Here is a 14,394-nt window from a genome sequence, read left to right as displayed (position 1 = left end):
TATATAAACATATCCAAATAGTGTTATTAAAAACAAACGTATGAGAAATAATTGGAACTTATTTATTGTGTGTTTTCTATGCGTATTGTGCTTCCAGCCTTACCAAGTTAATGCTCAAACGCAATCACAAAAGAAAATCACGATTGAGATTAGCAACGAACGATTGCCGTCCGTACTTAAACGTCTGGAAAAACTCTCCGGCTACAAAATCCTATTTACGTATGACGATGTCAAGAAATTCACCGTTTCCGGCTCTGTCAAAGATAAGAGTATAGAGCAGACTCTCGATATTATCTTAGCCAATAAGCCACTAGAATACCATATTGAAGATCAATTTATCACAATTACTTCCAAAGGTCCTTCCAAACAAGCGAAAGTATTCAATGTAAAAGGAGTGGTAATTTCCGGTGATGACGGACAGCCTCTCATCGGTGCAACTGTTGTCATCAAGGGAAGCAAGTCCGGTGTATTAACAGACATAGACGGAAAGTTTTCGATAGAAAATGTATCCAATAAATCCCTGTTACAATTTTCTTATATAGGAATGAAGCCACAAGATCTGACTCCTACCCCAACTATGAATGTTACATTAATGCCTGATGTACAAACTTTATCAGAAGTAGTAGTAACAGGTATGCAAAAAATGGATAAACGCCTGTTTACAGGAGCAACCAAACAATTGTCCGCAGATGAAGTGAAACTAGATGGTTTGCCTGATATCAGCCGTGGACTTGAAGGACGCGCCGCAGGCGTATCTGTACAAAATGTTTCCGGCACGTTTGGTACTGCCCCGAAAATTCGGGTACGCGGTGCCACATCTATTTTCGGTAGTTCAAAGCCATTATGGGTAGTAGATGGAGTCATCATGGAGGATGCTATTGACGTAGGTCCGGATGACTTATCTTCAGGAGATGCAGAGACGCTAATCAGTTCAGCCATTGCCGGGTTGAATTCAGATGATATCGAGAGCTTTCAAATATTGAAAGACGGATCAGCAACCTCTATCTATGGCGCACGAGCCATGGCAGGGGTTATTGTAGTAACAACCAAGAAGGGAAAAGCCGGCGTTAGCAAAATGAGCTATACCGGTGAATTTACAACCCGTATGATTCCCAGTTATAAAGAATTCAACATTATGAATTCGCAGGAACAAATGGGAATCTACAAAGAGATGGAGCAGAAAGGATGGCTTAATAACAGCGATACTTACCGTGCCAAAGATAGTGGTGTATATGGACGTATGTATCAATTAATCAATCAATATAACCCGGTTACAGGACAATTCGGACTTGCCAACACGCCGGAAGCACGTAATGCTTACCTGCGCGAAGCGGAAATGAGAAATACCGACTGGTTCAATACCTTATTTTCCAACAACGTTACACAAAACCATTCGGTCAGCATCACTTCCGGAACTGAAAAGTCTTCATTCTATGCTTCATTAAGTGCGATGTCAGATCCGGGATGGTATAAACAAAGCGAAGTAAAACGTTATACTGCTAATTTAAATACAACATATAATATATATAAGAATTTATCTATAAACCTGATCTCCAGTGCTTCCTACCGTAAACAGAAAGCCCCCGGGACACTAAGTTCAGAGGTTAATGCAGCAAGTGGAGAAGTTACCCGTCAGTTTGACATCAATCCCTATTCGTATGCACTAAATACATCACGTGCATTAGATCCAACAGTTGACTATACAGCCAACTATGCACCGTTCAATATCCTCCATGAATTGGATAACAATTATATGGATTTGAATGTAGCTGATGTTAAGTTTCAAGGAGAAATAAAATGGAAAGCACTTCCGGAGTTAGAACTAAGTGCATTAGGAGCAGTCAGATATCAGGCTTCTTCACAAGAACACAATATCAAAGATCACTCGAATCAGGCAACCGCTTATCGCACAGGAATGGACGACGCTACCATTCGTGACGAAAACAACTTATTGTATACCAATCCGGATAATCCGTATGCTTTGCCTATCAGTATACTACCGGAAGGAGGTATTTACCAGCGTAAGGACTATCGTATGTTGGGGGTAGACTTCCGTGCCACAGCATCCTGGAATCATTTATTTGCAGAAAAGCATATAACCAATCTTTTCGCCGGTATGGAAGTAAATGATTTGAAACGTATGCAAAATTATTTTCAAGGATGGGGAATGCAATATACAATGGGTGAAATACCATCGTATGTATATGAATTCTTCAAGAAGGGCATTGAATCCGGTGAAAGCTATTATGGATTAAACCATACAACAACAAGAAGTGTAGCAGGCTTTGCCAACGCAACTTATTCTTATGATGGACGTTATACAGTAAACGGAACATTCCGCTATGAAGGCACCAATCGCATGGGAAAAAGCCGTTCTTCCCGCTGGCTTCCTACATGGAATATGTCAGGAGCATGGAATGTACATGAAGAAAATTTCTTCAAGACATTCAGCTCTGTACTGTCACACTTAACATTCAAAGCATCCTACTCTTTAACAGCCGATAGAGGACCGGAATATGTGACCAACTCACATGCCATAATCACTAGTTATTCACCATTTCGTCCTTTCACCAGCGGACAGGAAACAGGACTTTATGTATCTGATCCTGAAAACAGTGAATTAACCTACGAAAAAAAGCATGAGTTGAACCTCGGTGCCGACATGGGATTCTTAGACAACCGGATCAATTTTTCGATCGACTGGTATAAACGCAACAACTATGACCTGATTGGTATTACCCCGACACAAGGAGTAGGCGGTTCTATCTACAAATATGCCAATATAGCTTCCATGAAATCACATGGTATCGAGTTCACCATCTCAAGTAAGAATATCCAGTCGAAAGACTTTTCATGGCATACAGACTTCATCTTTTCCAAAGCAAAAAATGAAGTTACAGAACTGAATGCCCGTTCCAGCGTAATGGATTTAGTTTCAGGTTACGGTTTTGCCCGTCAGGGTTACCCGGTACGTGGTTTGTTTTCCATTCCATTTGTCGGCCTAAATTCAAATGGTATCCCGATGTATAATATCAATGGAAAAATAACCAGTACCGATATTGATTTTCAGACACGTGACAACATAGACTACCTAAAATATGAAGGTCCTACTGATCCTACCATAACAGGAAGTCTTGGTAATATTTTCACTTATAAAGCATTCAAACTGAATGTATTCATCACCTATTCATTTGGTAATGTAGTACGTTTGAATCCATGTTTCAGCTATCAATACAGTGACTTATCTTCTATGCCACGCGAATTCAAGAATCGCTGGACAGTGCCAGGTGATGAAAAACGCACGAATATCCCCGCTATTATCTCGAAACGCCAATATGAAGATAATAAAGATTTAATGTATGCATATAATGCCTACAATTATTCTACAGAACGAATTGCCAAGGGAGACTTTATCCGTATGAAGGAAATATCCTTGTCCTATGACTTCCCCCAATCATGGATTGCACCAGCAAAGATATCTAATTTATCTTTGAAACTTCAGGCTACCAATTTATTCCTGATTTATGCAGATAAAAAACTCAACGGACAGGACCCGGAATTCTTCAATACCGGTGGAGTAGCTTCCCCTGTACCTCGTCAGTTTACATTGACTCTTAGATTAGGATTTTAACCACTCAGATAATTATAAAAATGATGAAATACAGAAACGTCTTATATACAACACTCATTTCAGCTCTATGCTTGGGAACAACTTCCTGTAGTGACTTTTTAGATGAAATGCCGGATAACCGAACCGAATTGACTACTGAAGAAAGTATTACTAAAGTTCTGGTATCTGCATATCCTATGACTACCAACTGCCACATAGGAGAATTTTACAGTGACAATATCGATGAAAATAGCAGAGCATACAGCTACCTTTTCCGATTAAACGAACATTTGTACCGTTGGCAACAAACGACTGAAGAAAATCAGGACTCTCCTCATGCTTTATGGAATGACTGTTATAACTCCATTGCATCAGCCAACCAAGCCTTGGCGGCTATTGAGCAGATGGGAAATCCTCAATCATTATCAGCCCAAAAAGGCGAAGCTTTGATATGCCGTGCATACAATCATTTTGTATTAGCTACCACATTCTGCAAAGCGTATGGTACAAATGGGGACAAAGACTTGGGTATACCTTACATAAAAGAACCGGAAACATCTGTAAATCCACAATACTCACGCGGAACAGTTGCTGAAGTATACAAAAATATTGCAGCCGATTTAGAAGAAGGGCTACCTTTAATTGATGACAATATTTACTTACGGGTAAAATATCATTTTAATAAGAAGGCTGCTTATGCATTTGCAGCCCGCTTTTATCTATATTATACACAACCGGATTTTTCCAACTGTCAGAAAGTTATCAATTATGCCAATATAGTACTCGGTAATAATGCGTCCCAATATTTACGTGACTGGGCTGCATTAGGAGCTTTATCTCCCAACAAGAATATACAGCCGAACGCTTATGTTGATGCAGATAACCGTGCCAATCTAATGGTAATATCAGCAGCTTCATATTGGCCATTGGTTTCCGATCCGGGTTATGCCAACTGCGAAAGATATTGCATGAACAATATTACTGCTTCGGAAAGTTGTAAATCCGAAGGTCCATGGGGAGATCAGTCAAGTTATCATCAGATCCCATTTTCACCCGGTGGCTCTATAAAGAACGGATTCCGCCGCTTAGTTATCTATCAGCAATTCACGTCGGGCAACAGTTGGATCGGCTACATGCTGTATCCTGCTTTTACCACCGACGAAGCATTGCTTTGCCGGGCTGAAGCCTACACGTTACTAAAACGTTATGACGAAGCTGCCGCCGATATAGATGCCTGGCAGAAAGCCTTTACAAAAAACACCCAAACTTTGACCAAGGAGACAATCAATGATTTTTATGCCCGACTAAAATATTACACACCGGAAGCTCCGACAGTAAAAAAGGAATTGCATCCGGATTTTGTAGTAGAAAAAGGAATGCAGGAGAATCTAATACATTGTATTCTACATGCAAGACGTCTGCTAACCTTAGAAGAGGGGCTTAGATGGCAAGATATAAAACGCTATGGTATTATAATCTACCGCCGCTATTATGAAGGTTATACCTTGGTGAATATCACCGACAAGATGGACACGAATGACCCCAGACGTGCAATTCAGCTACCGGCCAGTGTCATTACAGCAGGTATGCAACCAAATCCAAGAAATGACTAAATAACTTTAGGAGGAAAAAAATATGAAGAAATACATCATATACAGTTTAATCATGACATTGACCTGTGGACTGGGTGCTTGCAACAATGACGAAGACGTAGACAAAGCAAACAGCATTTTCTCCACAGAAGAAGTAGATCGTAACCCATTCGACAAGTGGATATTAGGCAATTATACCCATCCATACAACATTGCATTAAAATATCGCATGGAAGATAACGAGAGCGACATGACACACATATTAGCACCTGCCGAATACAAAAAGTCTGTGGTACTGGCTAAAATTATCAAACATGTGTGGCTGGAAGCATACGATGAAGCAACAGGCAATCCGAACTTCTTACGCCAATATATTCCTAAGACAATCCACTTTATCGGTTCCCCCGCCTATGAAGACAATGGAACTATGGTATTAGGAACAGCTGAAGGCGGCATGAAAATTACATTATACAATGTAAATGACATCAATCCCGACCAAATAGATATTAACCTGTTAAACGACTACTATTTCCAGACAATGCACCATGAGTTCGCACATATTCTGCATCAAACTAAAAACTACGATCCGGCCTTTGACCGTATTACGGAAAATGCCTACATCGGTAGCGACTGGTATATGGTGGGAGCCGACCGCAATGCATGGCAACAAGGATTTGTCACTCCTTATGCAATGAGTGAATCACGTGAAGATTTTGTGGAGAACATCGCAGTGTATGTCACAAATACCAAAGACTACTGGAATAACATGCTGCAAAATGCCGGTGAAAACGGCCGTACACTCATAAAGCAGAAATTCGAAATAGTCTATAGTTATATGGAACAAACCTGGGGAATCAATCTGGACGAATTACGCGAGATTGTTCTACGACGCCAGGATGACATAGCAAACGGCTATGTAGACTTAAGTATTATTGAATAAAATATGAAAATTATGAAGAAATATCTATCCATATACACACTTCTGGCATTGGCCTGCATTGTTTTGCAATCTTGTCTTTTCTCCGAAGAAGAAATATTCGACGAATCATCTGCCAATAGAGCCACAGCCGATGTAATCAAATGCCAGGAGATTCTTAAAGATGTGCCGAACGGCTGGAAACTGGAATATTACATAGGAAGCAACTATTCTGCAGGTGCAGTCACTTTACTAATGAAATTTGACGGGAAGCAGGTAGAAATGGCTTCGGAAACAGGCGCAGAAAGCTATAAACCGGGAACTATAATAACCTCTCTGTATCAAGTAAAATCGGAACAAAGCACAATGCTCACTTTCGACTCATACAACCCACTGATCCATATGTTTTCAGGTCCTTTAGGCCTGAACATGAACCTAGGAGGGGATTACGAGTTTATTATAATGAGCGCAACTCCCGACAAAGTAATTCTGCAAGGAAAAAAATACAAAAACATAATGGAGATGACGCCTATGCCCAAAGATATACCATGGCGTATTCAGATTGAAGATATCATTAACATTGAGAAAGATGCTTTTCTAAATACATACCGCATGGAGAAAGACGGACAAGTACTGAATTACTTTATACGCAACAATGGCACAATGGCTACATTCTCCGCTTACAGCGCCGATTATAGTAGTGCAAGAAGTTTACCCTATATCTACACAGAAAAAGGATTAAAGTTACAATCCCCGTACAATGTCAACGGACTTGAAGTCCAAAACTTCAAATGGGATAGAAAGTCCAGACTATTTGTTTGTACCGACGCAGGAGCAACTGACATCGTACTTAAAGAATATTATCCCGAAAACTATCTACAATATGAAGACTATATCGGTACCTACACTGCAACGATTGACGATTATGACGAAGGGCCAACTTCGCAATCTGTAACCATCTCTCCTAAAGTCAGAGGAGAAAGTTATACACTGAAAAGTATTGGCGGATTCAACTTCACCCTCCAGTATGACAAAGCCAGCGGAAAACTAGTTTTAGATTCACAAAGTATAAGTTCGACTTCTTCATCGTCTTATTACTTTGCGTGCGCGGCAGGTGTGGAAGGCTATGCCCACACAGAATTAAGTCTGCCATCACGCCTACGCAACGGATTGATAAATGTGACGACAAACAGCAACCCTTTCACTTTTTACTTTGCGGATAAAGCAAGCCAGGAAATTACATCATTGATAATCTGGGCTTATTCATCTGATGAATATTCAACCTCCGGACTAATGGGTTACTGGAGCTGGTATAACTCAATCTTAATGGTAAAAGAAAACGAAAGTAATTAATACGATTATGAGAAAGCTTTTTAATATATTCTTATTTGTACTTTGCATCGTAGCAATAGCGGGATGCAATGATACGGAAAGTAGCGAATCCAAGTTAGAAATCAAAGCTGTAAATACTAATTTCCAAGCTACCGGCGGAAAAGGATACATACAACTTCAGTCAACAGGAAATATAACAGCAGATGTTGACGTCGATTGGTGTGTGCTGAAAGAAGTAAATCCTAATGAAGTGGTATTCGAAGTAAAAGAAAATACCGGGTACTCCGGTAGAAATGCTTTATTGACAATCAGTAACGGAGTAAAGACAGAAGCATTCAACATCAATCAATCCGGAGCTGTTTTCATCTTCGGCAAAGACGAATGGATGCTCCGTACCGACAATAAAGCAACTACTCTGCCAATAAAACTACAAAGTTCTTTCGATTATACAATAGACATACCCGCAGAAGCTCAAGAATGGTTGTCATTTGAACAGAATGCGAAGGGAATAAATTTCAAGGTAAAAGAAAATACCTCCGGAAAAATGAGAGGAGCTATTGTCAATGTGGCAGCAAAAGACAGATCGGCTTCTTATCAGGTAATACAATATGATGTTGACGAACTTACCGGAACATGGCAAGGCATGTTTTCAGACGGGCAAATGAATTACGGTTTGAAAGATGTCACCATTGAGAAACAGGAAGACGGAACATACCTGCTTTCAAACATTCTAACCGGATTGCCTTACAAACTGAAAGCAAAAGCCATAGACAATTGCCTGGCTTTTGGGGCCGGTCAAAACCTAGGAGTCTTCGAGGACAATTTATATCTCTCATTCGAAATTCTTAGCTCTGACCTATATTATGTAAAAGATCCTTCTGTAACAATCTCATTAGGCCCCGTAATGTTAACAGACGGAACATTCGTTTTCGCTTTTTCCGGAATAAAAGAAAGTGATCCTTTCGGTTTTGTTTTCCGGGTATATGAAGATGCAAAACTACAGAAAGTTATAGACAATCTGTCCATTTTTATTAATTGTATTCTATTTAAAGAAGACATAATCCAATAACATATGAAAAAGATACTATTAACTAGCTTTATCGTGGCATTAGGATTACTTGGTGCAAGCTGTAAAGATGACAACAGCACCGCAGGCGGAGGAGGAGAAATACTTCCGGACCAACAGGTAAGCTGTGAGATATTTATGCCGACTAACGGAGAAACCGTTATAATATCAGACAAACTGATTATCAGAGGAGAAGGAACGACTAACTATGGTAAAATTATCTCCGCTGAACTTAAAGTAGGAGGAGAAGTTATTACCGACATAAGTTCGGTTCCATTCTACTATGAATACACTTTCCCCAAGGAAGCTGAACCAGGAGAGTTGAAAATTGAATTAGCAGTCAAAGGAGATCATGAAGGCAGTGCTTTGGCAACTATTACTGTCACAACAGAACTCGGTGACAGACCTGCACCACCTCAATATGGAGAAGACCTCACAGATACACGTGATGGAAATGTATACAAGACGGTACAACTTGCAGACCAGTTATGGATGGCAGAAAATTTACGCTATTTACCGGAACAGAATTTTGATATATCTTCAACAGCGCCCAAATATTATGTCATGTTCGACAGTGATATCAAAACAGACTTGGGAAAAGCTTATTTAAAAGCTTATGGAGCCTACTATAACTTACCTGCAGCACTTCAAGGTGAAACAGCATTAGGAGAAGATGAAACACGAAATATAAAAGGTGTTTGTCCTGACGGATGGCATATTCCGTCGCAAAAAGAATGGCAGACATTATCTAAATATGTTTTAGACTCCGGCATGGCCGCTATCATGAGTGATGGTCAAGTAGACGAAACAGCCATAGCAAAAGCTTTAGCTTCAACAACAATGTGGATGCTGCCAGAATATACAGAAATAGAACCTCAACCAACTTGGGTTGGCGTAGAAATGGAAAAGAATAATGCAACCTTGTTCAACGGTTTACCCATCGGATTCCGTGCATGTGCAGGTGACGAAGATTGGATGCATACCTGCTACAGTGCCGGCTGGTGGAGTTCGACAGCCGGAGTACAAATGGGACCTGAATTCGGTATCACCGTACGTTTATGGTCAGACCTCCACACATTTGTAACCAATGCAGAATTCAATCCGGGAGTAGGTCTTCCTGTCCGTTGTATCAAAGACTAACGATTATATTATTACTCACTAAATATAAATACATTTATGAAAAAATTTGGATTCTTTTTATTCGCAGTCTTAGGACTAATTGCTTGTGGTGACGACAACAACGACCCTACTCCCGAGCAACATGTAACATGCTCCATATCTGCACCTGCTGAAGGAGCTACGGTAAACATTGCAGAAAAAATGACAATCAAAGGAGAAGCAACGATTGACTTTGGTGAAATCTCAAACGTCACATTAAAAGTAGGAGACAAAGCTATATCAGAAGTTACTGCTGTGCCTTTTAGCTATGATTATACATTTGAAGCTAACCAAGCCGAAGGAGCATTAAAAATTGAATTAACCGTCAAAGGTGATCAAGGCACTACGGCAACAAGTGAAGTTAATGTCACATTACAAAAAACAAAACCAACTCCTGAACCGGAAGAAGGAAAAATGATTGACCCACGAGACAATCATGAATACAAAATTGTTACGATTGGTGAACAAATATGGATGGCAGAGAACTTGGCCTATTTACCATCAGTTAGCAAACCGGAAGCTGCCGCTACTAGTGATGGAGATCCACTCTATTTTGTTTTCAACTATGATGGCGAAGATGTAAATGCAGCTAAAGCCACGAAAGAATATAAAACATACGGAGTCTTGTATAATTGGTATGCCGCTATGAACCAAAAGAATGCAACAGGTGGAGATGCAGAAGCCATACCAAGTGGTATCCAAGGAATCTGTCCTAGCGGATGGCACCTGCCAAGTAAAGCAGAATGGAAAAAGCTAGAAAGTTTTGTTGTTAGTGAATTAGCACCAGTTGAAGGTAACGTATGGACAGATGAGGATGGAAATAAGTACTCTGATAAAGATTGTAAAAACGTCTGGTCAGCATTAACAGGAAAACTTGATACTGACGGTTGGGGAGAATCTGGCATGATAGATGAAAATCCTGACCTTGCTAATGGCCCGCGTGATACCTATGGCTTTAATGTTATACCTGCTGGACAATGCTATCATAGTGGAGGTTTTGAAACACCTAAGTCAAAGAGTAGAACAGATTTTTGGAGTACAGACCAAGCTACTTATGGAGCAGGAACTGTATATTTCAGTAATATGAGTTATGGATTAGGTTATTCTTCTGATAAAGGAGGAATACAAGAAAAACGCGGTCTTTCGGTACGTTGCGTAAAAAATTAGTTATAAACAAGTATTCATCAATTAGTTCATTACAGAATTAATAAATTCTCTCTTAAAGATAAGGGAAGCGTGTCAAGAGATATACTTCCCTTTTTATGTGCCTCTCTACACAGGAAATAGTGAAAATGCAATATGTAATTATGACCATAACGAAGGTATTCTAATTTTATTCTCTCTCTCTTTATAAACCCGACCAGCCTCCTTTTCCGAATTGATTCAGAAAAGGAGGCTTTCTGTTTCAAAATCTATGAAATATCAAGTAACACAAAAAGTTTTGTCCTCATTCAGAACTATCAAGTCCAAAAATTTGTTTACTTTGTAGATTGAACTACTAATAAATTCCATATAATATGGCAAAAAAGAAAGAAAAGAAAGAGAAAAAGGCCGGCAAAAGAATGAGTAAGAAAGAGCTGGCAGCATTATTAATAGACTTTTTCCATGCCAAATCCAGCGAGACCTTGAGTATGAAATATATATTTTCAGAACTGCGTCTCACCACCCATCCGCAGAAAATGCTATGCGTCGATATATTACATGACCTTTTAGCTGACGATTATATTTCCGAAATAGAAAAAGGAAAATTCCGTCTCAACAATCATGGAACGGAGATGACAGGCACTTTCCAACGGAAAAGCAATGGTAAGAATTCATTTATTCCTGAAGGAGGAGGCGAACCGATATTTGTGGCCGAACGCAATTCGGCACATGCCATGAACAATGACAAAGTAAAAATTGCTTTTTATGCCAAACGGAAGAACAGAGAAGCAGAAGGAGAAGTAATAGAAATACTGGAACGTGCAAACGATACTTTCGTCGGCACACTGGAAGTAGCCAAGTCATACGCATTCCTGGTGACAGAGAACCGTACACTTGCCAATGATATTTTCATTCCGAAAGATAAGCTGAAAGGCGGTAAAACCGGAGATAAAGCCATTGTGAAAGTAACCGAATGGCCGGACAAGGCTAAGAATCCTATCGGACAAATAATAGATATATTAGGTCAGGCTGGTGACAATACCACAGAGATGCACGCTATTCTTGCGGAATTCGGTCTGCCGTATGTATATCCGAAAGCAGTAGAAACAGCAGCAGACAAGATTCCTGCCGAGATTTCAGCAGAAGAGATTGCCAAACGCGAAGATTTCCGTAAGGTAACAACTTTCACCATCGACCCGAAAGATGCCAAAGACTTTGACGACGCACTTTCCATCCGCAAACTGAAAGACGGATTATGGGAAGTGGGTGTACACATTGCCGACGTGACACATTACGTAAAAGAAGGAGGAATCATCGACAAGGAAGCAGAAAAACGAGCAACCTCCGTTTACCTGGTAGACCGTACCATTCCGATGCTTCCCGAACGGCTGTGTAACTTCATTTGTTCACTCCGCCCGAACGAAGAAAAACTAGCTTTCTCCGTTATCTTCGATATTACGGAAAAAGGAGAAATTAAAGACTCACGCATCGTACATACGGTTATCAACTCCGACCGTCGCTTCACCTATGAAGAGGCACAACAAATCATAGAAACAAAAGAAGGAGACTTCAAAGAAGAAGTGCTCACATTAGATACCATTGCCAAAGCACTGCGCGAAAAACGTTTCTCTGCAGGAGCCATCAACTTCGACCGCTACGAAGTGAAGTTCGAGATTGACGAAAAAGGAAAACCAATCAGCGTTTACTTCAAGGAGTCAAAAGATGCCAATAAACTGGTGGAAGAATTCATGTTGCTCGCTAACAGAACAGTGGCAGAGTTTGTAGGTAAAGTGCCCAAAAATAAAAAGCCCAAAGTGCTTCCCTACCGTATTCACGACCTGCCCGATCCGGAGAAGTTGGAGAACTTGTCACAGTTCATTGCCCGCTTCGGCTACAAAGTGCGCACAAGCGGAACGAAGACGGATATCTCCAAATCCATCAACCACTTATTGGATGACATTCATGGAAAGAAAGAAGAGAACCTGATTGAAACGGTATCTATCCGCGCCATGCAAAAAGCACGTTATTCAACTCATAACATCGGCCACTACGGACTGGCCTTCGAATATTACACTCACTTTACTTCTCCCATCCGCCGTTTCCCGGACATGATGGTACATCGTTTGGTGACAAAATATATGGACGGAGGGCGCAGCGTATCCGAAGCCAAGTACGAGGACCTCTGCGACCACAGCTCCAACATGGAACAAATCGCAGCCAATGCCGAGCGTGCTTCCATCAAATATAAACAGGTGGAATTTATGAGCGAACGTCTGGGACAGATTTACGACGGTGTAATCTCCGGCGTAACCGAGTGGGGACTTTATGTAGAACTGAACGAAAACAAATGTGAAGGTCTGGTTCCTGTTCGTGACTTGGATGATGACTATTACGAATTCGACGAGAAGAACTATTGTCTTCGCGGACGCCGCAAAAACAAAATATACAGTTTGGGAGACGCTATTACTGTTCGGGTAGCCCGTGCCAATTTGGAGAAGAAACAATTGGACTTCGAATTAATAGAAAAGTAAAAGTTTGAATATTCAAGCAAACTGAAAAGCTCATTCAACCCCTGATAACATTAGTACGGGAATACGATTGATTAGATAAATCTGTGAAAACAACGAGAAAAAAGTTTGCATAGATTTGTGTAATCAGTCGTAAGTCTGTACTTTAGCGTATCATTTTGATTATTCTTACTATTATAACATTCATATATCCATGAAGACTGTCATTATCGAAGACAAACAACGAATCGAGTCCATTATCCTGCATTGCGATGCCTGTTTTGTGGGCATTACAGATTTAGAAGGTAATCCCTATGTAGTTCCCATGAACTTCGGTTATGAAAATGGCACCATATATCTGCATTCAGGTCCCGAAGGCAGCAAGTTAGAGATGTTGGAACATAATAATAATGTATGTATCACTTTCAGCCTCGGACATAAACTTGTCTACCAACACGAAAAGGTAGCCTGCAGTTACAGTATGCGTTCCGAAAGCGCGATGTGTCGGGGGCAAGTGGAATTCATCGAAGAGATAGACGATAAACGCCGTGCACTGGATATCATCATGCGACATTATACAGACAACGCATTCAGCTATTCCGATCCTGCCGTACGTAACGTAAAAGTGTGGAAAGTAGCCGTCCGGCAGATGACAGGAAAAGTCTTCGGTCTGCGAGCCAACGAAAAGCCATAAAACAGTTTCCGGCTTTCGGCTAATGAATTTAACTTCATGCTCCACACCCGTTTAAGAAACGAATTCAGCATTCAAGAAACATGACGGAGCATCTCCAAGCAAATTTCTCCAAACAAAAGTTCAGGGCACTTTTACCCTCACACCCTCACCCTCTGCCTGTATCTCTTTATCCATCGGCATCACAGGTGTGAGGGTAAAGGTGATGGTAAGTGAGGGTAGGCTGTTACCCTCACCCTGTCTCATTGTAAGCGTCGTCCTGCTTCCCCGCATTACATAAGAAATGCAACCGGTATACATCTGTTATCCCTTCATTATCCATCCGTTAAACCACCGATATAGTTAATTCCCCACGGCCGCGGGGAGATCTTCCCACAGC

At 40.7% G+C, this 14,394-nt stretch carries 10 protein-coding genes; 9 read left to right on the top strand and 1 reads right to left on the bottom strand.

All coding sequences use genetic code 11. From position 1 onward, the window contains the following. Positions 1 to 40 precede the first annotated feature (40 nt). The 9 genes from KQP79_RS16160 (at position 41) to KQP79_RS16120 (ending at position 14,018) form a co-directional block, all read left to right on the top strand. A complete protein-coding gene (locus KQP79_RS16160; RefSeq protein ID WP_061447875.1) occupies positions 41 to 3,631 on the top strand; it encodes a SusC/RagA family TonB-linked outer membrane protein in 3,591 nt (1,196 codons plus the stop codon). Positions 3,632 to 3,654: 23 nt separating this feature from the next. Continuing rightward, positions 3,655 to 5,223 (top strand): RagB/SusD family nutrient uptake outer membrane protein, encoded by a 1,569-nt coding sequence (locus KQP79_RS16155; protein WP_008643928.1) that lies wholly within the window; start codon positions 3,655 to 3,657, stop codon positions 5,221 to 5,223. Between the two features lie 22 nt (positions 5,224 to 5,245). After that, entirely contained in the window at positions 5,246 to 6,142 is an 897-nt protein-coding gene (locus tag KQP79_RS16150) for a putative zinc-binding metallopeptidase (RefSeq protein ID WP_009040342.1), read from the top strand. 12 nt (positions 6,143 to 6,154) lie between these two features. Beyond that, the gene (locus KQP79_RS16145) at positions 6,155 to 7,471 is read left to right on the top strand and encodes a DUF4302 domain-containing protein (RefSeq protein WP_234120835.1); all 1,317 of its coding nucleotides are present in this window, start codon (positions 6,155 to 6,157) and stop codon (positions 7,469 to 7,471) included. A 7-nt stretch (positions 7,472 to 7,478) separates the two neighbouring features. Further along, positions 7,479 to 8,519, top strand: coding sequence for a BACON domain-containing protein (locus KQP79_RS16140; protein ID WP_138343621.1), 1,041 nt, complete (start codon positions 7,479 to 7,481; stop codon positions 8,517 to 8,519). A 3-nt stretch (positions 8,520 to 8,522) separates the two neighbouring features. Then, positions 8,523 to 9,656, top strand: coding sequence for a fibrobacter succinogenes major paralogous domain-containing protein (locus KQP79_RS16135; RefSeq protein ID WP_008023443.1), 1,134 nt, complete (start codon positions 8,523 to 8,525; stop codon positions 9,654 to 9,656). Positions 9,657 to 9,692: 36 nt separating this feature from the next. Beyond that, positions 9,693 to 10,841, top strand: coding sequence for an FISUMP domain-containing protein (locus KQP79_RS16130; protein ID WP_004317012.1), 1,149 nt, complete (start codon positions 9,693 to 9,695; stop codon positions 10,839 to 10,841). A 350-nt stretch (positions 10,842 to 11,191) separates the two neighbouring features. Beyond that, a complete protein-coding gene (gene rnr, locus KQP79_RS16125) occupies positions 11,192 to 13,348 on the top strand; it encodes a ribonuclease R (RefSeq protein WP_008023447.1) in 2,157 nt (718 codons plus the stop codon). Positions 13,349 to 13,538: 190 nt separating this feature from the next. Continuing rightward, on the top strand, positions 13,539 to 14,018 hold the full coding sequence (locus tag KQP79_RS16120; protein WP_008023449.1) for a pyridoxamine 5'-phosphate oxidase family protein: 480 nt from the start codon (positions 13,539 to 13,541) through the stop codon (positions 14,016 to 14,018). Positions 14,019 to 14,138: 120 nt separating this feature from the next. Here the strand turns inward: KQP79_RS16120 and KQP79_RS16115 are convergent, their stop codons facing one another. Further along, entirely contained in the window at positions 14,139 to 14,261 is a 123-nt protein-coding gene (locus KQP79_RS16115) for a hypothetical protein (protein ID WP_256331113.1), read from the bottom strand. Between the last annotated feature and the right edge of the window lie 133 nt (positions 14,262 to 14,394).

This window comes from Bacteroides sp. DH3716P (genome assembly GCF_025914115.1).
Classification (GTDB): domain Bacteria; phylum Bacteroidota; class Bacteroidia; order Bacteroidales; family Bacteroidaceae; genus Bacteroides; species Bacteroides ovatus.
Note: the sequence above shows the minus strand (reverse complement) of the source record. Positions and strands in the feature narration are given on the sequence as shown.

Coding starts and splice junctions, on each gene's coding strand:
- KQP79_RS16150 (WP_009040342.1), top strand. CDS start 5,246: ATGAAGAAATACATCATATACAGTTTAATCATGACATTGACCTGTGGA.
- rnr (WP_008023447.1), top strand. CDS start 11,192: ATGGCAAAAAAGAAAGAAAAGAAAGAGAAAAAGGCCGGCAAAAGAATG.
- KQP79_RS16145 (WP_234120835.1), top strand. CDS start 6,155: ATGAAGAAATATCTATCCATATACACACTTCTGGCATTGGCCTGCATT.
- KQP79_RS16115 (WP_256331113.1), bottom strand. CDS start 14,261: ATGAGACAGGGTGAGGGTAACAGCCTACCCTCACTTACCATCACCTTT.
- KQP79_RS16140 (WP_138343621.1), top strand. CDS start 7,479: ATGAGAAAGCTTTTTAATATATTCTTATTTGTACTTTGCATCGTAGCA.
- KQP79_RS16130 (WP_004317012.1), top strand. CDS start 9,693: ATGAAAAAATTTGGATTCTTTTTATTCGCAGTCTTAGGACTAATTGCT.
- KQP79_RS16120 (WP_008023449.1), top strand. CDS start 13,539: ATGAAGACTGTCATTATCGAAGACAAACAACGAATCGAGTCCATTATC.
- KQP79_RS16135 (WP_008023443.1), top strand. CDS start 8,523: ATGAAAAAGATACTATTAACTAGCTTTATCGTGGCATTAGGATTACTT.
- KQP79_RS16160 (WP_061447875.1), top strand. CDS start 41: ATGAGAAATAATTGGAACTTATTTATTGTGTGTTTTCTATGCGTATTG.
- KQP79_RS16155 (WP_008643928.1), top strand. CDS start 3,655: ATGAAATACAGAAACGTCTTATATACAACACTCATTTCAGCTCTATGC.